At 41.7% G+C, this 19,721-nt stretch carries 20 protein-coding genes; 10 read left to right on the forward strand and 10 right to left on the reverse strand.

Features of this window, described 5'->3' with window-relative positions; genetic code table 11:
* Window positions 1-32 precede the first annotated feature (32 nt).
* The 4 genes from VB732_RS03000 (at window position 33) to VB732_RS03015 (ending at window position 5,898) form a co-directional block, all read left to right on the forward strand.
* Complete coding sequence (locus tag VB732_RS03000; protein ID WP_323229408.1) at window positions 33-218, forward strand: hypothetical protein; 186 nt, start codon at window positions 33-35, stop codon at window positions 216-218.
* A gap of 347 nt (window positions 219-565) precedes the next feature.
* The gene (locus VB732_RS03005) at window positions 566-3,703 is read left to right on the forward strand and encodes a helicase-related protein (protein ID WP_323229335.1); all 3,138 of its coding nucleotides are present in this window, start codon (window positions 566-568) and stop codon (window positions 3,701-3,703) included.
* A 194-nt stretch (window positions 3,704-3,897) separates the two neighbouring features.
* The gene (gene ppk2, locus VB732_RS03010; protein ID WP_323229336.1) at window positions 3,898-4,851 is read left to right on the forward strand and encodes a polyphosphate kinase 2; all 954 of its coding nucleotides are present in this window, start codon (window positions 3,898-3,900) and stop codon (window positions 4,849-4,851) included.
* 165 nt (window positions 4,852-5,016) lie between these two features.
* Window positions 5,017-5,898, forward strand: a complete 882-nt coding sequence (locus VB732_RS03015) for a DUF5677 domain-containing protein (RefSeq protein WP_323229338.1) — start codon at window positions 5,017-5,019, stop codon at window positions 5,896-5,898.
* A gap of 130 nt (window positions 5,899-6,028) precedes the next feature.
* On the opposite strand, the gene VB732_RS03020 is transcribed toward VB732_RS03015, so the two are convergent.
* Both VB732_RS03020 and VB732_RS03025 read right to left on the reverse strand, forming a co-directional pair.
* Window positions 6,029-6,361 (reverse strand): DUF5615 family PIN-like protein, encoded by a 333-nt coding sequence (locus VB732_RS03020; RefSeq protein ID WP_323229339.1) that lies wholly within the window; start codon window positions 6,359-6,361, stop codon window positions 6,029-6,031.
* On the reverse strand, window positions 6,358-6,609 hold the full coding sequence (locus tag VB732_RS03025) for a DUF433 domain-containing protein (protein ID WP_323229340.1): 252 nt from the start codon (window positions 6,607-6,609) through the stop codon (window positions 6,358-6,360). Before VB732_RS03025 ends, VB732_RS03020 begins: the two co-directional genes overlap by 4 nt.
* On the opposite strand from VB732_RS03025, the gene VB732_RS03030 reads away from it, so the two are divergent.
* The 4 genes from VB732_RS03030 to VB732_RS03045 all read left to right on the forward strand — a co-directional run bounded on the left by VB732_RS03030 (window position 6,598) and on the right by VB732_RS03045 (window position 9,965).
* On the forward strand, window positions 6,598-6,753 hold the full coding sequence (locus VB732_RS03030; protein WP_323229341.1) for a hypothetical protein: 156 nt from the start codon (window positions 6,598-6,600) through the stop codon (window positions 6,751-6,753). The genes VB732_RS03025 and VB732_RS03030 overlap by 12 nt on opposite strands.
* 216 nt (window positions 6,754-6,969) lie before the next feature.
* Window positions 6,970-7,272 (forward strand): hypothetical protein, encoded by a 303-nt coding sequence (locus VB732_RS03035; RefSeq protein ID WP_323229342.1) that lies wholly within the window; start codon window positions 6,970-6,972, stop codon window positions 7,270-7,272.
* Between the two features lie 279 nt (window positions 7,273-7,551).
* On the forward strand, window positions 7,552-8,985 hold the full coding sequence (locus tag VB732_RS03040) for a DNA methyltransferase (RefSeq protein ID WP_323229343.1): 1,434 nt from the start codon (window positions 7,552-7,554) through the stop codon (window positions 8,983-8,985).
* Window positions 8,986-8,996: 11 nt separating this feature from the next.
* Window positions 8,997-9,965 (forward strand): type II restriction endonuclease, encoded by a 969-nt coding sequence (locus tag VB732_RS03045; protein ID WP_323229345.1) that lies wholly within the window; start codon window positions 8,997-8,999, stop codon window positions 9,963-9,965.
* Between the two features lie 254 nt (window positions 9,966-10,219).
* Here the strand turns inward: VB732_RS03045 and nifD are convergent, their stop codons facing one another.
* The 7 genes from nifD to nifB form a co-directional block, all read right to left on the reverse strand.
* Window positions 10,220-11,611 (reverse strand): nitrogenase molybdenum-iron protein alpha chain, encoded by a 1,392-nt coding sequence (gene nifD, locus VB732_RS03050; RefSeq protein ID WP_323229347.1) that lies wholly within the window; start codon window positions 11,609-11,611, stop codon window positions 10,220-10,222.
* A 163-nt stretch (window positions 11,612-11,774) separates the two neighbouring features.
* Window positions 11,775-12,668 (reverse strand): nitrogenase iron protein, encoded by an 894-nt coding sequence (gene nifH / locus VB732_RS03055; protein ID WP_193947864.1) that lies wholly within the window; start codon window positions 12,666-12,668, stop codon window positions 11,775-11,777.
* Between the two features lie 349 nt (window positions 12,669-13,017).
* Window positions 13,018-13,374 (reverse strand): group 1 truncated hemoglobin, encoded by a 357-nt coding sequence (locus tag VB732_RS03060; protein WP_323229348.1) that lies wholly within the window; start codon window positions 13,372-13,374, stop codon window positions 13,018-13,020.
* Between the two features lie 222 nt (window positions 13,375-13,596).
* The gene (nifU, locus tag VB732_RS03065; protein WP_181928123.1) at window positions 13,597-14,496 is read right to left on the reverse strand and encodes a Fe-S cluster assembly protein NifU; all 900 of its coding nucleotides are present in this window, start codon (window positions 14,494-14,496) and stop codon (window positions 13,597-13,599) included.
* 110 nt (window positions 14,497-14,606) lie between these two features.
* Complete coding sequence (gene nifS / locus VB732_RS03070) at window positions 14,607-15,815, reverse strand: cysteine desulfurase NifS (RefSeq protein WP_323229350.1); 1,209 nt, start codon at window positions 15,813-15,815, stop codon at window positions 14,607-14,609.
* Between the two features lie 26 nt (window positions 15,816-15,841).
* Window positions 15,842-16,195 (reverse strand): 4Fe-4S binding protein, encoded by a 354-nt coding sequence (locus VB732_RS03075; RefSeq protein WP_323229351.1) that lies wholly within the window; start codon window positions 16,193-16,195, stop codon window positions 15,842-15,844.
* A 117-nt stretch (window positions 16,196-16,312) separates the two neighbouring features.
* On the reverse strand, window positions 16,313-17,662 hold the full coding sequence (nifB, locus tag VB732_RS03080; protein ID WP_323229352.1) for a nitrogenase cofactor biosynthesis protein NifB: 1,350 nt from the start codon (window positions 17,660-17,662) through the stop codon (window positions 16,313-16,315).
* Here nifB and VB732_RS03085 point away from each other — a divergent pair.
* Both VB732_RS03085 and VB732_RS03090 read left to right on the forward strand, forming a co-directional pair.
* A complete protein-coding gene (locus tag VB732_RS03085; protein WP_323229353.1) occupies window positions 17,631-17,840 on the forward strand; it encodes a hypothetical protein in 210 nt (69 codons plus the stop codon). The two genes, nifB and VB732_RS03085, sit on opposite strands and share 32 nt — an antisense overlap.
* A 1,058-nt stretch (window positions 17,841-18,898) precedes the next feature.
* Entirely contained in the window at window positions 18,899-19,477 is a 579-nt protein-coding gene (locus VB732_RS03090) for a Uma2 family endonuclease (protein WP_323229354.1), read from the forward strand.
* A 61-nt stretch (window positions 19,478-19,538) separates the two neighbouring features.
* On the opposite strand, the gene VB732_RS03095 is transcribed toward VB732_RS03090, so the two are convergent.
* Window positions 19,539-19,667, reverse strand: a complete 129-nt coding sequence (locus VB732_RS03095) for an element excision factor XisI family protein (RefSeq protein ID WP_416235725.1) — start codon at window positions 19,665-19,667, stop codon at window positions 19,539-19,541.
* Window positions 19,668-19,721: the final 54 nt, after the last annotated feature.

The following is a 19,721-nucleotide window of genomic DNA, read 5'->3' on the forward strand; positions in this document are numbered from 1 at the left end:
CAAAAATCATTGCTCAAACTCCTTTGACAAAAATGCAAGAGTTTCAAGGACAGCGATCGCTAGGAGTACACGCTTGGTGGTTATTTGGCCATAATCCCGTTGCATTGCGTCTGAAGGAACTGGAACTATTAGAGCGGATTGCAGAGAAGATTGATCGAATTCAAGTTAACGGTAGCTTGAATAGTATTTTAACAGACTTGATTCGGATGAATCCGTAGCGATCGGGGTAAATATTCACTAAAGAGAGCAGAACAGAAAAGAAGAATGTCTCTTCTGTCTCTGCTTATTAGATGCCTGTGTTTTTAACCCAAAAGCTTCTTTAACTTTACTAATATTTGTAAATTGACTATAAGGCATAATTTCTAATTACTTTACAATTCCAAATTCAGTCTAACGGGTTAGGGTGATGTCTACGACTGCTTATATATCGATCCTTATTAACTGAACATCTGTATAGAAAAATTAGATATTACAGCTATATATACTGAAGCCACGTAGTTGCAATTATTACTAGTATTAAGCATTGCTAACTTAGCCATCATCAAAAGCTTCTGAGGACAGACACATGACCTATAGACTGTTTGAAATTCCATCTGAGAACGGTAGTCATGCAGATGTTGTTTGGGCTGATCCTAGTAGCGGCGATCGCAATGCCTACACTCACCTAGCCTATGCAATTGAAACAACTGACAGTGAAAACAGCGTAATAGATGGGCGGGGTATCCGTTTTAAGAACTTGCGCCGAAAAGGAATGCTCAAGGAAAAATTTCCTGACTTATTTTTACGTCTTAAAGAAAATCTTGCCTACTATGCAGGTGAAAGTGTTCTTGGAGAAAATGAATTAAACCCTAAGCATCATATTCAAACTGTTTTGAGGCTTGGTGCATTAGAGTTATTAGCAAATATTTATTCTGGGCGTATTACTGCCAGTGACAAAGATCCTTTTCCCCATCAACTGGCATTACAGCAATATGTGAAGAATCATGAGTCTCGCATTAAGCGTATTCTGATCGCCGATGAAGTAGGTTTAGGCAAGACAATTGAAGTAGCTTTGATCCTTAGAGATAAACTAATTACACAAAAAGATGATTTTCGTTGTCTTTATCTAACCTCTGGCGGTTTAACAGAAGATGTTAAAGAAAAACTGCGTAGCGTGATTAAAGATTCTGGCGATAGCATTATTAGTGTTGTAGATTCTTTTAGAGAATATGGCGATGGCATTAGTCAAAAAGGTATTCGGATTGCTAGTATGCACGCTGCTAGACGCTATCTTGATAACAGTGATAAAAGAGATTTACCTAGAGGAGTTAAACCCAACATTATCATCATTGATGAGTGTCATCATTGTGCCAGCAATGCTGATTTAAATGGTGATTCAGTAGAATCTGCAATCGATACAACACAAGCATATAAAGCTGCATACCAAATGATCACAGGTAAGTTCTGGCAAGAATCTGAACCGCCAGAGCTAGTTATTCTGATGAGTGCCACACCTTTTCGCTCTGCTAATCAATTTACAAATTTGTTACGACTACTAACACACCAAACTGCACTTAAAAATGCTTATGCAAAAGATGTTGGTAAAAAACAACTTTTAGCAGCAATATCAACAGATGATTCGCCTGTAACAGTGATCTGGCGACAACAGGATGAGATTCGTAATTGGTCTGATAAGCGATTATTTCCGAAATTAACTATAGTTCGCCCCCACAGGGAAGGTGAGCCAACCCTTGAAAAAACTGACGAAGAGTATCTGTCAACATTAGAGAACATCAAAAGGACAGTACAGCGAATTTATCGAGATCATAATGATAGTTTTGGAGGATTTGCTACTGCACATCTTGAAACACGCTTGACAAGTAGTTCTTTAGCAGGTGCTTGCTGGTTATTTCGCTGGTGTGTCCGCCATCATCCAAAATGGCAAAACGACAGAATGTATAAAGCAGATACATCAGATGATACAAAACAATTGAAAAAATTAATCCGCGAGATTTCCAAACGTCTAGCAGAATTTGATGAGAATAGAGAGATAGAATATGCCAAAGAGGTAATCTTTCCCTCCGATGGCAACTTTTGTTTTACATCTAGAAATTTAGGAGAAGGCAATATCCCTGCTATTTATGAGTTTCAAAAGAAACTACTGGAGAAGGTAAAACAAAACAAGGATCAAGATGATGATGAGGATACAGATTTAGAAGCAACAATAGAGGAAATATTAGAACTGTCAGAATTAGCATTAAACTTGTTGACATCAGGTAGAAGTGTTGAAAATGCCAAGCTCAACTGGTTAAAAGCTATGCTTGAAGCACATGCAGATTCTCGTTTTCTCGTTTTTACTGAAGTCTTACAAACTACTGCTATTATTACGGCAACTTTCCATAACCAAAGTCTTCCACTTACTGGTGGGATGAATGCTGATGAGCGTAAGGAAGTAGTCAAGAAATTTTATGATCGAACAAAGAATTACCGTATTCTTGTAGCAACTTCTGCTGCGGATGAAGGATTAGATTTTCAAGTAGCAAATAAAGTTGTGCATTGGGATCTTAGCCCTGATCCTGCTGTTTTAATGCAACGCAATGGGAGAGTTGCTCGTTTAGGTCAAATTTCTGAGGTTACTGCCTACTATCTTATTTTAGAAGGCACACTAGCTGAAAAAAGAGACACTGCTTTACTAGAGCGTCTGACGGAAGCAGGGGTTACAGATCCGCGTATGCAACTTAAAATTTTGGGGCAGCTTGATAATAAACAGCAGGAAAAAATTACAAGTGCCGTTAAAGATGATGGTGTTGATATGGGAAGTGTAGACCAAATTCTCATAGCAGCAAAGCAACACAGTGATGTTATGGAGACGGAGCTTCGTAAGTTAAATGAAAAGCTAAAACCCGTTGAGGTTCTTGATCGCAATAAACTACTCAAACGCCTCAAAATCTGGCATGATTTGAAAGTTACCGAATACGATTATTACAAACATAAACTAGCTTTTGAAGCTAAAGAATGGCAACGTCCTGTTTTTGGAGAAGAAAAAACAGAGATGGAGTCAGCAGTTTCTGAAGTTCTGGCAATTCAGAACAAAAACAATAAAAAAGATAGGTTTAACTTTGACCCAGAATTTGCTCTTTTTAGCCAAGAAAAAAATACCAATGGATTAGCTGGGTTGCTGCCTTGGTACATAAAAGAAAGTGATGGAGGTACAAAAGAACATCGACCTCTTCTTGGAAATGATCCAATTGGAAGCTTAACCCAGTCTCTTGCTAGACAAAGACAAGCGGATTTTATCGCTGTTTCTACACAAAAGCTGTGCGAACATTTTCCAAATTTTAAAGGCTGCTCTTACTTACTGTTTGCTACTCATCCATTAAGAGAATTAGAGATAAACAAATCATCAGACTCAGCTAAATACTTGACCTACTATAGTTTTACAGATGATTTTGGTCAGCCAGTCAATCCCGATGGTGCTTCTGCTATTGAAGTGCATGAAATGATTACCTTCTTGGAGGAGCAAATTGTTCAAGGTGCAGTCTCTCTATCATCTGACACAATTACTCAGGCAAAATCAGCAGGGCGGGATATCTCTAAATGGGTACAAGATTCTCTCGGTATCGGTGGTGATGACTTCTTAGATGAAGAGTCAAGTTATTTCGTACCGATTCCTGTTGCTTTGGTTGCAATTGTTGATGAAAGCCTGGAGATTAAAGAATTCTGATCGCATGATGGGGATGCGATCGCCTAATTTTTTGTTGAATTAGGGTGTAAGCGTAGCGCGTGGTGGACATCAAGTTTATCGCGCGATCGCAATTTAGATTTAAATAGCTATATTAGCAAAGCATATAAACAGATTACTGTGTATCTTTACACTCAGTCTGCATTAAAATATATACTTTATAGATAAATTTAATTATGCCGATTCAATGGCATGGAGTCACTGCAATGTCAATTGATGAAGTTGAAAACCAACAAGATAATGGTCTATCTAATCCCTCTACAGACTTAATAAAAAGCCTAGTAGAGGCAAAAGACAAGAAAAAATCTAAGAAATCCCAACGGATTTTTGATGGTAGTACTGAAGCTTTTGCCAAGAAAATTCCCAAAAAGACTTTTAAAACTGAACTAAAGCAACTCCAGATTGAGTTAGTCAAAATGCAATACTGGATTAAGCACACTGGCTATCGGGTTGTCGTCATATTTGAAGGACGTGATGCTGCTGGCAAAGGAGGAGTAATTAAACGCATTGCCGATCCACTCAATCCTCGTGGCTGTCGTGTAGTTGCTCTGGGAACCCCTTCTGATCGCGAGAAAACTCAGTGGTATTTTCAGCGTTACGTGGAACATCTTCCAACAGCAGGCGAAATTGTCCTCTTCGATCGCAGTTGGTACAACCGAGCCGGAGTTGAACGGGTGATGGGTTTTTGCACTGAAACAGAATATCAAGAATTCATGCAATCTTGCCCGGAATTTGAACGAATGCTGGTGCGATCGGGCATTGTTTTAATCAAGTACTGGTTCTCCGTCAGCGATGAAGAACAAGAAAAACGCTTTCTCTCTCGCAGTCACGATCCCGCAAGGCGCTGGAAACTCAGCCCAATGGATTTGGAATCACGCGATCGCTGGGTAGAATATTCCAAAGCAAAAGATACCATGTTTGCTTACACAAATATTCCAGAAGCCCCCTGGTTTACGATTGAAGCAGATGATAAAAGACGGGCGCGGCTCAACTGCATTCATCATTTGTTGAGCAAAGTTCCTTACGAAGATATGACACCTCCTCCCTTAGAGCTTCCCTCCAGACCTGTGGCTGAGGATTATGTTCGCGCCCCCCGCAATGAGCAGTTCTTTGTCCCTCAAGTGTATTGAGCAACATCATTGTTGTGTTGCAACTTCTCGCTAATGATTGAATATAGGGAGAAGTCGAAAGGTATGTGCAATTTTATCTATGGGCGTTACATAAACACCTACTCTTGTGGAGAATCCGAATTCTGATAATAAATTCTTCTCGCAACACTTTTTAAGTTAAACCTAATGACTGATACAGACTCGTCAAATATACGTAAAAAAACAGCACTACTCAGATTATTAACAGCTTTCAAGCGAAGGCTCAATGAACAAATTAATCTTTGTCAAAGTATTGTTTTTGAATATGGCACAGTTGACGCAATTATAGACAATAATTTTTCTCAAAAGTATGTTGTACATGATTATGTATTTTACTGTTTTACCAAAGCGTGTAAAAGTTTGATGGCTGTATCAATTCTCCTTGAGAATAAACTACCTGAAGATGCGATGAGCTTATTACGTAGCGTCTATGAAAACTATCTGCACATCATATATGTGATCGAAAATCCAGAGGATATAGACGATTTTGTGTATAAAAAAATTGGTCTTTATACAGGGCGCTTACAGCATCCAGTTTCTCAAAAAGGACGAAAGTTCTCACATCAAGTTATAGATACTGAAACTGGCGAAACTTTACCCTATGGTGTAGGTATATCAACTTTAGTTTCTCGAAGTAAGTATAAGTATGATCAAGCAGTTCATACAATCATGTTTCCGTTCCTGAGTGAGCATACTCACCCTAATATGGTTGCTTCTGGCAATTATCGAGAGGATAATGACATACATTATTCCTATTGGCAAGCTTCAAACACTTTACAGGCTGCGTTTTTTGCCATTTATATAAGTACACTAATTTTAAGTGAGTCATTAACTTTTGAAGCATTAGTTGAAATCAAAGAAATCAAATATCAGTGCCGTCAAAGTATGAAGCTATGCAAGCGATTTCTGACTCTAATGGAGTTTCCAAATCAGTTTGACAGTTTACCAAACGATATACAAAATAGGCTCACTGAACTAGCTGATCATTTGAGCCGGCGTGAGCGTTGCTATTTGAAGCCATACACCTAATTATTATGTGCTTAAATTTCGTAGACATCGCCTATTTTATTGTCGAGTGAGGGCGTAGGCAAAGCCCGTCGCAGAAATCACTACAACGGCTTACTTCTTCAGTATTTCACAGACAATCCCTCGCAAAGCTTTAGTACAATTCTAAGCAATGCAGACTTGGATTATTTAAAAGCTCCTGAATTACCTCCACCCCAGAACGAAGTAGAGATTCAACTTGTTTTGTTGGTGCATTTCCACAGCCTAGCCATACAACTTTAGGTGGAGAACCGTACAAACGGCTTCTTTCGGCAAAGTCTACATCTTGAGTTACGATGCAAAAGTCATTGGTTTTAGCAAATTCCCATATTTCAGTATCAGTCTTTACTTCTAGTCCATGAAACTGAACATGACTCGAATCAGGAAAAACATCTGCTAATTGAGTTACCAGCTTGCGACTCAAATTTTGATCAAAAAGCAGCTTCAAATACCACCTGCTGTTCGCGTAACGTTTGGTAGAGAGGCAACTAAACGATGTTCACGGTCAGCAGCAAACTCTAGACTTGCCCTAATATCTTCTTCTGTTAATTCAGGGAAATCGTCTAATATCTCTCCATGAGACATACCAGATGCCAACCAGCCTAGAACATCGTACACGGTGATTCGCATCCGTCTAATACAAGGCTTACCACCTCGCTTGTCCGGTTCAATTGTAATAATATCGTGATAGCTCATGGTGATTATAAACTGCATAGCATCTTTCTAAGTCTAGAACAGCTTTACATCGTGCAGCAACGAGGCGATCGCAACAACAGTCTACTTCTTTTACTGCGATGTCTACGAGGGGCTATTCGGCGATCGCACTATCTCGTAAATTAGTTTTATAACACGCAATCATCAGGATTTTAGCAAAGTACCCGAATTGTTAATTGAGGATTGGATGGTTTAATGCGTAGGCGCAGCCTCTCCAAGAGTTGCCCGTTGTAGACATCGCAGTTATAAAATCCCTAAATATGCAATGTTTTTTATGGGGTCAGAGTGATAGGAGTTAAACTTAATAGTAAGATTTAAGGTATTTGCTTGAGGGTATCAGCAATGACGGCAAAAGAGCAACTTATTCGTGAAATTGAGCAAGCACCAGAGGAACTGATTGAGGCAATCTTGAACCTTTTGCAGTCTGTAAAGGCGCAATCTAGCTTCCAAGGTTTTAATCAAGATAGTATTCAGGAAGCAGATAAAACCCAAGTAATTGCTTCTACTGTTGAAGCAGATAACTCCTTACAAAATCTCTTCAACGAGTTCGAGCAATTTGCTCAGAGTATTCCTTCTGAAGAACTTGTTAACTTGCATACAGATAGCGCAGAGCAGCACGACCAATATCTCTACATTGTCAAGTGAGGGCGATCGCCAAAACGGTCTACTTCTTCTACATCTCACAGATAATCTTTAAAGGCGATGCCGAACAGCCCGTCGTAGACATCGCCTAGTTTATTGCCGAGTGAGAGCGTAGGCGAAGCCCTTCGCAGACATCGCTACGAGGGTCTACTCCTTGCACATCCCACACACCATTCCTAAATATACAGTGACTTTTTGTAAAGTTTGGGCGAATCATATATCTACCCCTAAAATTTAGAACTATACTAACTTGACTAGTTAATTCTCTAGGAAAATTCATCTGTGATCAGCCTAGCAAGTGTCTCCAATACCGTGTCCGAAGTGGAAAGTGATGGTTTAGGTGAAATTGACAACCTTGATAGGCAACTGCATCAGCGCTTCCAGAATAAATTTTTGGTTCATCCTTCATTGACGCGACTTATAGTTAGTTTTCAAGCTAACAAAACTAGACCTATCTATCGGTGGTATAAATATAAAGAAGCTTTTTCTGCATCTCTTATAGAATATCTATTGCAACAATATAAAATTACTCAAGGTAAGGTTTTAGATCCATTTGCAGGCAGTGGAACTATGCTATTTGCTGCTAGAGAAGCTGGAATTGACGCTGATGGTATTGAATTATTGCCCATTGGTCAACAAATAATTAATGCTAAAAAGCTTTTAGATTCTGAATTCAATCTTGAAAATTTCGATAGAATAAAAGATTGGTCAAAGTTACACGTTTGGAAGCAATGTGAGCAGAAAAAAGACTTACCAGAATTGAGAATCACAAAAGGAGCTTATTCTGAAATAACTATAAATGCAATTGAGCAGTATCTTGCAGCTTGCAAAGGAGAAAATAATAAAGTCCAGGCAGTTTTAAACTTTGTCTTACTGTGCGTTTTAGAATCCATAAGTTATACACGTAAAGATGGACAGTACCTCCGTTGGGATTATCGTTCCGGTCGTGGACAGAGCAAGAAACTTTTCAACAAAGGCGAAATTCTAGAGTTCGATAATGCGATCGCCAATAAAATAAGTGAAATTATTGATGATTTACTGCCTTCAACACAACAAATTGAGCTTTTCCCAATTAAAAACTCTCAAGGTCAAATTCATCTTTATGAAGGCTCTTGTCTTGAGATTATGCCGCGTCTAGCCAATTCCGTATATGATGCAATTATTACATCTCCACCCTATTGCAATCGATACGACTATACTCGCACTTATGCACTGGAACTAGCTCTACTTGGTATTTCTGAAAAGGAGTTAATTAACCTTCGTCAGGAAATGCTAAGTTGTACAGTTGAAAATCGCCCCAAAGATTTATTGACTATTAACTCAGATTGGAAAACAGCCTTAAATATTGCTGATTCACAGAATTTGTTGCAGGCTATCTTGAAATATCTCGATAACCAAAAAGCAAAGGGTGCGTTGAATAATAATGGTATACCAAGAATGATCAGAGGATATTTTTATGAGATGGCGTGTGTAATACAAGAATGTTTTCGTGTTCTTAAACCAGGGGCACTTTTATTCATGGTTAACGACAATGTTCGCTATGCAGGTGCAAGCATTTCAGTAGATATGATTCTCTCTGATTTCGCCGAACAGCTAGGTTTTGTTATTGAAAATATCCTTGTTTTGCCAAGTGATAAAGGTAATAGTAGCCAGCAGATGGGAAATCATGGACGCGATCCATTGCGGAAGTGCGTTTATGTGTGGAAAAAGCCATAACTTGAATTCCTATGTGTTCCTATCAAAATCATCTTCAATCCATTGATGATCTTATAACAACTTATGAGGCAATTCGTGCAGGTTTTGTAGCTCTTGCACTAGAGAAAAATCGACGTGCTACGCCATTTGTCGCAGAAGCAAGGGCACTTAAAGAAGCTGCTGCTCAAGCTGAGAGTCCTATTGAATTACTAAAGATTAAGGGCATTGAGATGGGATTGTTAACTGCGGCAGGCTTATCTGATAAATCTTTAGCACACCTGATGTCAGAGGATAAAGTACAGGCTGTAAATGGTCTGATAAAAAATTTTCTTGAGCCAGCAGGTGCAAACTTTCCAGAGGAATTGGTTTTTAGATTTTTGCTGACTCGTGGTGACACACTTGGTGGTTCAATGCGAAATGTTGGAGGCGTGTTGGCACAAAGAAAGCTAACTCGTGCAATTCTCTCTACTCTCACGATCGCAGGTACAAGATACCACTGGCAACACTCAAAGAGTAAAAAGTGGATAGCCATGACAAATAATGACTCAGAAATTGAGTTATCTTTACGAGGAATAAGCTGGGAAACCGAGATTGGTAATCGCACACTAATTTATAACCTGACTGTCCCGCTAGTTAGAAGTAATGTGGATCTATGTTTGTTTAACCTGAACCCAGCAGAGTTAGTAGCCAACAAATCTAATGCCATTGAACCATCTGTAGTTGCGCCATACGTTATTGCTCTTGGTGAACTTAAAGGAGGTATAGATCCCGCAGGCGCAGATGAACATTGGAAAACTGCACAAGCAGCACTAAATCGTATACGTGAAGCATTTTCTAGAGTAGGGCATTCACCTCTGACTTTCTTCGTAGGATCAGCGATCGCCAGAAGGATGGCAGGCGAAATCTGGAATCAATTGGAAAACAGCACTCTCAGCAACGCTGCTAATTTAAATCAAGAGAATCAAGTTGCATCTATTTCTCGTTGGTTGTGCAGTCTATAAAAGTGTACTTAAGTGTATTGATTGTGTTTTCAATCATGCGATCGCACCATTTAATCTAAAAAATCGTCATTTTAAATAGTCTTTTATTTTACAGTTTTCCTTTGAGTAAAATGCAAGCAAAATCTAAAAACCAGACTCCATAAGAGTTATACTATCTAAAGCATCAAAAAAGATTGTTCCTAAATAACCCTGCAACCTGCATTTAGGCTAGAAATAGGCTCTTTTTTCTCCCGCCGCGAAAAAACCTTGCATTATTATGATGTTGAGGAGCGATCGCTAGGTTCGGAGTAATCCCAAGAGTGCATTTGACGGAAAGGTAGACCCATCTTTTGGAAGACGTACTTCTCTTTCACACCAGAAGCAACTAGGTCAGGCTTCAGCGCTTTGATAAATTCCTCGAATTCGTAAGCGGTAACGTCGTCATAAACGATGGTGCCGTTTTCGATGTAGTGAGTGGTACGTTTGTAGTCGTCATTATGAGCGAACTCATAACCTGTACCAATCATTTTCATGCCCAAGTCTAGGAAAGCTGGGACAACGTGGCGAGGACGTAGACCACCAACCATGATGGCAACGGTCTTACCATCCAAGCGGGGGCGATACTTAGCAATTACCGCATCCATTGTGGGCTGATATTTGGCGATAACTTTCTCAGCATTTGCTTGGATTGTTTCGTCAAACTTGGAAGCGATTTCCCGTAAAGATTCAGCAATCTTGGTGGGGCCGAAGAAATTGTATTCCAACCAGGGTATACCATAAGCTTCTTCCATGTGACGGCTGATGTAGTTCATCGACCGGTAACAGTGGATGAGGTTCATCTTCACATTGGGGGTCATCAACATTTCGTTGATTGTGCCATCACCAGACCACTGAGCGACTACGCGCAAGCCGATTTCTTCTAACAGGATGCGGCTAGCCCAAGCATCTCCACCGATGTTGTAGTCACCAATGATGGCTACATCATAAGGAGTACCTTCAAACTGAAGTGTACCGTCTTTTTTCGCTTGGTCTGCTCTGGTGAAAACCCAGTCACGAACCATGTCGTTAGCGATGTGGTGTCCCAAAGATTGGGAAACACCCCGGAAGCCTTCGCAACGAACAGGTACAACTGGCTTGCCAATTTCTTTCGATGTCTTCCGAGCTACTGCTTCGATGTCATCCCCAATTAGACCGATGGGGCATTCTGATTGAATGGAAACACCACGGTTGAGTGGGAAAAGTACATCAAGTTCTTGGATGAGCTTGGTAAGTTTCTTGTCACCACCAAAAACGATATCTCGTTCTTGGAAGTCAGAAGTGAAGTGCATGGTACCAAAGGTGTCAATACCTGTGGTGCCGATGTAGTAGTTACGACGACCAGACCAAGACCAGTAACCGCAACCTACAGGCCCGTGGCTGATGTGGATCATGTCCTTAATAGGACCCCAAACCACACCTTTAGAACCGGCATAAGCACAACCACGAGCGGTCATTACCCCAGGAAGGGATTTGATGTTAGACTTAACGCCGCAATCGGCCTTACCTTCTTCGTATACGCCTAAGTGCTTTTCCCGTTTTTTCTTAGCTTTGTCCGGGTAAGCTTCTAGAACTTCTTTAATTAGTTCTTTTCTTTCTTCGATGATGTTTTGATTTTCTGGAGGTGTCATATTTAGCCTCTGTGACTCGTAAGGATCGGGGCATAGGGGGACTAGGAGTCCCCTCTAAGATTAGGGGGGAGATTAGAGGGAAAGGTCAAAGGTCAAAGGTCAAATGTGAGATTCTTCCTTTTTCCTTTTTCCTTGTGCTAAAGCGTTATTTATTAGCAGCGAATTATACTACAGGAGCTTCAGCAGCACTCTTACCAACTAGCATTGCGGTATTTTCGTCGCTTTCGAGGATACCGAATTCAATCAACAATTCTTCTAGTTCTTCCATTTCGATGGGTGTAGGAATAGCTAGATTTTTGTTGTCGATGATCTTGGTAGCCAATGTCCGGTATTCGTTAGCTTGGTTGCTTTCTGGTGCGTACTCGTTAACTGTCATGCGGCGCAATTCAGCGTGTTGAACGATGTTGTCACGGGGTACGAAGTGAATCATTTGGGTGTTCAACCGTTTTGCCAAGGTTTCGATTAATTCGATTTCCCGGTCAGTGTTACGGCTGTTACAAATCAAACCACCCAAGCGCACGCCACCGGTGTGAGCATACTTAAGAACACCACGAGCGATGTTGTTAGCTGCATACATCGCCATCATTTCACCTGATGTTACGATGTAGATTTCTTGTGCCTTGCCTTCACGGATAGGCATTGCGAAACCACCGCACACAACGTCACCTAATACGTCGTAAGATACGAAGTCTAGGTTTTGGTAAGCACCATTTTCTTCTAAGAAGTTGATGGCGGTGATAATACCACGACCTGCACAACCTACACCGGGTTCTGGCCCACCAGATTCTACGCAACGAACGTCACGGAAACCGGTTAACATTACTTCTTCGAGTTCGATATCTTCTACTGCACCACGTTCTGCGGCGAGGTGAAGAACGGTTGTTTGAGCTTTGCTGTGCAGCATCAAACGGGTGGAGTCAGCTTTAGGGTCGCAACCGACGATAAGGATGCGTTGACCCATTTCTGCCATAGCTGCTAAGGTGTTTTGGGAGGTGGTAGATTTACCGATACCGCCCTTACCGTAGAAAGCTATCTGTCTAATGTTTTCGTCTGTCATGGTTCTTGTTTCCCTGCAATTGGTTGGTTGGTGGGTCTGTGCGTTTGTCAGTTGCGTTCACGCCAGTTGAGCGACAGTAGTGAGCGCGTGTAGAGCATCGTTGGTAGCGTTGGCATAAATGCCTGCTGGGGGCGATCGCTCCACAGCCAAAATTATTGACAGTAAGTTCATCGATCTTCCTCGTTAAAATTTTTTTCTTTTGATTTTTTGTCCTTTGTCCTTTGTCATTTGTTTTGACAAAGAACAAAGAAAATTACGCGATTTACAAATACGTCATAATGTGTTTCAGCTTGCAAGATTCAATAGGACTTGATGTTGTTATTTGTCAACAATCAATACATAAGTCCTATTACTTGTTCAAAATAGCGCCCTTCATATTTGTGACGCGATCTAGTGCAGCTTTGGTGTCTTCTGCTGACACTCCACGCACAGCCATTGCTTCACCGAGATGCTTGGCGATCGCATCGAAGTGTGGTTGCTGTAGGTTCATTCCAGCGTGGGTTTTGTCCATTGGACGACCGCCGTATTGCTTTGGCCCTTCAAATATTTGACCTAAGAAAGCAACTAGATGATTGCGTTGCTTCGCCATGTCTGTACCAGCAAAAACGGGAGCGAGGAGGCTGTCTGTAGCAATGCGTTTGTGGAGTTCATCTACTACTTGTTCAATAGCTGGTTGTCCACCAATGTTGTCGTACAATGTGCTCATATCCTGTTCCTTTGAAGCGAGTTGGATGATGAAATTTGCAAGTAGGCACTTAATCTCTTTGCCTATATGCTGTTAGCCTCATAGCTAAATTTAGCTATTGGTTGCCGGTAGGATTGAAGCATTGATGTGGAGACAATTATATGGTTCAAATCCTACTTTCTGTTCCTGGCTGAATGCATATTAGAGCGTATTTGTAGATTACGTTAAGTCCTACAGCAATTCCTAAACTGCTTCGACTACAAGGCTCTTGCTGACACGATCTTGTAATCTGGCTTCGATCGCAATTTTCAGAGTTGCTGTACTACTAGAACAGGAACCGCAAGCACCTTGCAGTACAACTTTAACGCGATCGCCTTCTACATCATATAGTTCTACATCTCCCCCGTCTGCAATCAGTACGGGTCTGACTTCTTCATCGAGAACCTTTTGAATTAGAGCAATCTTTTGCACGTTTGTTAGCGCTCGTTGCTTAGATGTAACAATTTCTGTGGCAACTTGTACGCCGTAGTTGTTGAGAGCAGGTGAGGCGTATTCCTGTTGAACTGATCTAATAATATCATCGATATTAGCCAGACAGGAACCGCATCCGCCACCAGCTTTTACATAATTTGTTACTTGCTCGGCATCCGTGAGATGATTTTCTAAAATGACGCGACGAATTTTAGATTCGCTGATGCCAAAGCAACTGCAAATTAACGCACCTTCATCGTCATCATCATGGGTAGCTAGAGGAATGCCACGATAATTATAGATAGCGGCTTCTAGGGCTTCTTGTCCCATGACAGAGCAGTGCATCTTTGCTTCTGGCAAACCACCCAGGTAATCTGCAATGTCTTTGTTGGACACTTTCAAAGCTTCATCTAAGGTTAAACCTTTAACCATTTCGGTTAATGCACTAGAAGATGCGATCGCACTAGTACAACCAAAGGTTTGAAAGCGAGCATCTAGAATCTTATCAGATTCTACTTCTACTTTCAGGTGCAATCTCAGAGCATCACCGCAAGCAATGCTACCGATTTCACCCGTTGCAACCTTAACTCCAGCTTCGCCCGTTTCTTCAATTTCTCCCTGATTCTTGGGATCGTAAAACAGTTCTAATACTTTATCGGTGTAGTCCCACATATTTAGTTCTGAGTAATGAGTGCTGAGTGCTGAGTGGGGGAGTGGGGAGTGGGGAGTAGGGAGTAGTAAATTCTTTATTCCCTATTCCCTATTCCCTATTCCCTAATTAATTAACGATGCGCTAGTGCTTGTTCTTGTCCTTGCAACCAACCTGCTTCATCATTTTTGAAGGGTGAGAGGGCGCGTAAACGTTCTACAATACTGGGCATTACCTCTATTACTTGATCGATTTCTGCTTCAGTGGTGTAGCGACAAAGACTGAAGCGAATTGAACCGTGCAAAGTTGTGTAGGGTAAGCCCATTGCCCGCAGGACATGGGAGGGTTCCAGAGAACCGGAGGTACAAGCAGAACCGGATGATGCACAGATACCGTATTTGTTCAATAACAGTAGGATTGCTTCACCTTCGATGTACTTGAAGCCGATATTGGTTGTGTTTGGCAATCTCTGCGTAACGTCACCGTTAACGACACAATCGGGAATTTTAGCGAGTAAAGTTTGTTCGAGGCGATCGCGCAGCTTTCTTTCTCTTGCCGTCGCTTCTTCTAAGTGTAACAGTTCTAGTTCCGCAGCTTTGCCCAAGGCGATAATTGCTGGAACATTCTCTGTTCCCGCCCTACGTCCGCGTTCTTGGTGTCCTCCAAGAATGAAGGGACGGAACCGAACCCCGCGCCGAATATATAAAGCACCAATTCCTTTTGGCCCGTGCAGCTTGTGACCAGACAGGGTTAACATATCGATGGTGCTAGTCTTCATATTCAACGGGATTTTTCCCACTGCTTGCACCGCATCTACATGAAAGATAGCTCCATATTCTTTGACGCGCAACCCAATTTGCTCAATCGGGAAAATCGTGCCTGTTTCATTGTTAGCATACATAATTGTCACCAAGGCGGTGTTACCCGTCAAGGAGGCTTCTAGCTCATCTAAATCTAGCTGCCCTTGATTATTTACTGATAGATAGGTAACACTATAACCTTGGGTTTCTAATTGTTTGCAGACATTGAGTACTGCTGGATGTTCAACTTGGGTAGTGACGATGTGGCGCTTTTCTGGTTGCGCTAACAGTGCGGCTCGAATCGCCGCGTTATCTCCCTCAGTACCACAACTTGTGTAGACAATTTCAGACTCATCGGCTCCCAGCATAGCTGCAAGTTGTTCTCTTGCGGTTCTCACTGCTTTACCGACTTGCCCACCAAAGGTATGCATACTGGAGGGGTTGCCGTAATAATCCGTCAGGTAAGGTAGCATTACCTCTATAACTTCTGGGTCTACCTTAGTGGTGGCATTATTATCGAGATAGATGCAGTTATTTTGCATTGTTGTCTTCAATTACGAATTACGAATTATGAATTACGAATTATTTGGGGTTGGCGCTTTTGCAACTGTTCCGAGTATTTCTGGGAATAACAGTTAAACCAACGTTCCCAGTAATCTTGTTTATTTGTTAATTTAGCAACTACGCGGTTGTAATTAGCAAACCAGCCTTCCCAGTAATCGCTAGGCTGCTTAACGCAACCGTCGCAGGTGGGACAACCAGCTTTACACTGAGGCACAGTATGAATGCTACCAACACAGTTTGTACAGAGTTCAGGGTCAATCCAGTGCTGTCCGTCAACTACTTTTACTGCATTTGTGGGACATACCGTTAGACAAAGATTGCAGGAAATACACTGGCTAGTAAGAATTTTGTAAGCCATGATTTATTCTCCTTTTTTGGGAATGGGGCAGTGGGGAAGTGGGCATTGAGGATTGGGTTTAGGGTAGGGCATTGAGGATAATTCTTATCCCATGCCCTATGCCCCATGCCCCATGCCCTATTCGTTATTCCCTAATTCCTTAACGTATTGCTCGTAGAACTCCAAAGCAACCTTTTCAATTACGTCGTAAGCTTCAACAGTCTTAATTCCAGCTTCTTGCAATTTTTCTTGAGGACAGTTACCAATCTTGGAGACTAAAACTGCTTTGCAATCTGCGATCGCTTTCATAATATGCTCAAAAGAAGCTTCTTCGCTGTATCCACCTTGGCAGTACTGGTCAATTTTGCGATGACCAACAAAGCGAACTTCGTCCCCACCCACTTCGTAAATTTGGAATTCTTTCGCATGACCGAAGTGTTGGTTAACTAATCCGCCGCCTTTGGTTGCTACTGCAACTAAAACTTTCGGACTGTTGGCAATTTTCTTGCCAGCTAGCGCCTTATCTTTGGCTACTTTAAGTTCTTCTTTAAACTTCTCAATTCCTTCGTGAACAGTAGCGCGTTGTTCCATGTCATATTCGGGAGCCATGTCCAAGAATTTCTCTTTGGAAAACTCTTGGCTGCGGTCTTCTCCCAACAATCCGACTGCATCGGCACGGCACTGGCGACAGTGACGCATCATTTTCATGTTACCAGAGCAGTTGTCTTGAACTTCTTTGAGTTCTTTGGGTGTGGGGCCGCGTTGACCGATTAAACCGAAGTGTGTGCCATGTTCTGGTGCAGAAATCAATGGCATGATGTTGTGCAAGAATGCACCTTTCTCACGAATGACTCGATTCACTTCGACTAAGTGATGGTCATTAATTCCGGGAATCATCACGGAGTTGACTTTGCACAAGATGTCAGCATCTTTCAGGGCTTGCAATCCTTCCATTTGTCTCTCGTGGAGGATTTTCGCACCTTCAAGACCTCTATAACGCTTGCGTCTGTAGTGAACCCAAGGATAAATCTTAGCACCGATCTCTGGATCTACCATGTTAATGGTGATCGTTACGTGATCTATATTTAATTGTTTAATGCGATCGATGTAGTCAGGCAGCATTAAACCATTGGTTGATAAGCACAGCTTGATATCTGGTGCTTGTGCTGCAATCAACTCAAATGTGCGGAAGGTTTTTTCTGGGTTCGCCAATGGGTCGCCAGGGCCAGCAATTCCCACAACTGTCATTTGCGGAATCTTGCCACCAATGACTAAAGCTTTGTGTGCGGCTTCTTCTGGTGTTAGCAATTCGCTAACTACTCCAGGACGGCTTTCGTTAGCGCAATCATATTTGCGGTTGCAATAGTTGCATTGAATGTTGCAAGCTGGTGCAACTGCAACGTGCATCCGGGCGTAGTGGTGATGAGCGTCTTCGCTGTAGCAGGGATGTTTAGCAATGCGTTCTTGGAGCTTTTCGTCCCTTTCCACGGTGGTGCTGGTGGTGCTATCGCAGCCGCAACCACCTGATTTTGCTTGGGTTGGCGATTCCGTAGCGTTGGAGTTGAGGAGTCGTGTAGACGGTGATGTCATTGAGTTTCGCAAAAGGTCGGTGGACTTGGCTGCCACTGTGGGAGATGTTGTTGCTGCTCTCTATGCCCAGAATTGAAGTCGCGTCTTCCACACTGCCTGCAAACCCTTGGGTGAGGGCGACTTGTTTTCAAGTCAGGCAGGCGATAGATATCTGATGTTCGGCTGGTGTGTGTCAACGTTTGGTTCTTGGGTAGAATTGGTGCTTACAGCCGCGACTTCTCTTCACTTCAGGCATGGTGCTATGTCATCCCTCCACTCACCCTTCGCTTTGTTTTGTTTCAGAGCGTTAGGTGATTGGCGATATAAGATTTATAGCAGCCGTCTCCCAGACAGATGTTGCGTCTCTCCAGGATAGAATTTATTGGATTTATTACTTTTGTACTCAAATACTAAAAACCCTAATTCTTCAAGCGTTACAAGAATTAAAAAAGTTTTTTTCAGGTAGGGGTTCTAGTCTTTTTTGGTTGGGGTTCTAGTGTTTATAGATAGGGGTTCAGGATTTCTTTGTACTCAGCCACAAACCAATCCCAGCAAAGAATTTAATCTAATTGCAACTGGATTTCGGTTATTTAAATGTGTACTCAGGTTGCCCTCAATTTTCGTCAAAAGGTATAAATGACAAGGGTTTGAGGGTGAAAAACTGGAGTAATTTATATTGTTTTACTCCAGAAACGTGCGAAATTCAATTCTGTATCTAACATATCATTTTTTTGAGGGTAAAAATGCACTTCATATTCTTTTAATTTTTCTTTGAGAATGATGTTCAATTATGCCTTTAAGCCTTGTCTGGTAAGCCGTAGAAGCTAATGGAAATAGATGTGTTGCTGCATATAATTTTCAAAAAACTTAACTTTTCAGTCTTCTTTTTTCATTCCCACAATGAGGAGATGGGCAGGAAACTCTCAGATTTTGTGTTTGAGAGAAACAACAAACTATAATCTAACATGATTGAGCGATCGCAATGAATTTTCTGAATTGCTCACTACAAACCTTAACAAAAAACCCCATTCCCAATACGGGAAGGGGCAAAATTTAAAATATTTCTTCTTATAGGAGAGAGGTTTTCCAGATACCGCTCTTTGTTGCTGATACTATTTAGCTACAATCAAACCAAGCGTGAAAAAATCTTAAGTTATGATAGCTATCCCCCAGCAGCCGCCAAAAATGACCGTTGAGGAATATCTCGAATGGGAACCCCAGCAAGACCTTCGCTACGAATATGCCAATGGCGAAGTGTTTGCGATGACAGGCGGTACAATTCCCCATAACGACATTGCACTTAACTTGTACACTGCCTTACGCCCTCATTTGCGTTCAAGGGGTTGTCGAGTGAATGTGTCAGATGTGAAAATGCAACTCACTGCCCAGAGTCGCTACTATTATCCTGATGTTATTGTCAGTTGCGACCCTGAAGACCTTAATGCCCGCAAATTTATCCAACATCCCAAGCTGATTGCCGAAGTTCTTTCGCCAGGTACAAGCGCGAAAGATCGGGGTGAAAAATTTACTTATTATTTGACAATCCCCAGTTTGCAAGAATATATCTTGATTGACTCGGAACAAATCTCCGTTGAGCGTTACTGTCGGGGTGAGGGTAGGATGTGGCTTTACTATCCCTATACGGCTGGAGATATCGTCACTTTATCGAGTATTGAATTTGAGTGTCCGATTGAATTACTGTACGAAGGTGTTGTATTTACCACTGAAGAATAAAGAGAATGTTCCGTGTTCACTCTTAAAGAGCGATGTCTACGACGGGCTGCGCCTATGCACCTTAAGCAACTGCATAGCCAGTGTAAGGTCTTAACTCCGGTGGACGAAACCCTAGAACAATATGCTCTTTAGGAATTCCAGGCCGTTCTAAATCGGCGGCAATGCCTTCTTCTGTGCCATCCCGTTGAATCTAGATTTTGCCAATTATTTAACCGGACATGATATGAGTTCATTCAGCAAAATA

This window comes from Nostoc sp. UHCC 0252, assembly GCF_034931145.1.
Taxonomy (GTDB): Bacteria; Cyanobacteriota; Cyanobacteriia; order Cyanobacteriales; family Nostocaceae; genus Nostoc.

Bases quoted from the DNA above. Each gene is read 5' to 3' on its own strand.
- VB732_RS03075 (WP_323229351.1), bottom strand. From the start codon at position 16,195: ATGGCTTACAAAATTCTTACTAGCCAGTGTATTTCCTGCAATCTTTGT.
- nifH (WP_193947864.1), bottom strand. From the start codon at position 12,668: ATGACAGACGAAAACATTAGACAGATAGCTTTCTACGGTAAGGGCGGT.
- VB732_RS03085 (WP_323229353.1), top strand. From the start codon at position 17,631: ATGCGTTCTTGGAGCTTTTCGTCCCTTTCCACGGTGGTGCTGGTGGTG.
- nifS (WP_323229350.1), bottom strand. From the start codon at position 15,815: ATGCAAAATAACTGCATCTATCTCGATAATAATGCCACCACTAAGGTA.
- VB732_RS03000 (WP_323229408.1), top strand. From the start codon at position 33: ATGCAAGAGTTTCAAGGACAGCGATCGCTAGGAGTACACGCTTGGTGG.
- VB732_RS03090 (WP_323229354.1), top strand. From the start codon at position 18,899: ATGATAGCTATCCCCCAGCAGCCGCCAAAAATGACCGTTGAGGAATAT.
- VB732_RS03025 (WP_323229340.1), bottom strand. From the start codon at position 6,609: ATGAGCTATCACGATATTATTACAATTGAACCGGACAAGCGAGGTGGT.
- nifD (WP_323229347.1), bottom strand. From the start codon at position 11,611: ATGACACCTCCAGAAAATCAAAACATCATCGAAGAAAGAAAAGAACTA.
- ppk2 (WP_323229336.1), top strand. From the start codon at position 3,898: ATGCCGATTCAATGGCATGGAGTCACTGCAATGTCAATTGATGAAGTT.
- VB732_RS03060 (WP_323229348.1), bottom strand. From the start codon at position 13,374: ATGAGCACATTGTACGACAACATTGGTGGACAACCAGCTATTGAACAA.
- nifU (WP_181928123.1), bottom strand. From the start codon at position 14,496: ATGTGGGACTACACCGATAAAGTATTAGAACTGTTTTACGATCCCAAG.
- VB732_RS03045 (WP_323229345.1), top strand. From the start codon at position 8,997: ATGTGTTCCTATCAAAATCATCTTCAATCCATTGATGATCTTATAACA.
- VB732_RS03005 (WP_323229335.1), top strand. From the start codon at position 566: ATGACCTATAGACTGTTTGAAATTCCATCTGAGAACGGTAGTCATGCA.
- VB732_RS03015 (WP_323229338.1), top strand. From the start codon at position 5,017: ATGACTGATACAGACTCGTCAAATATACGTAAAAAAACAGCACTACTC.
- VB732_RS03035 (WP_323229342.1), top strand. From the start codon at position 6,970: ATGACGGCAAAAGAGCAACTTATTCGTGAAATTGAGCAAGCACCAGAG.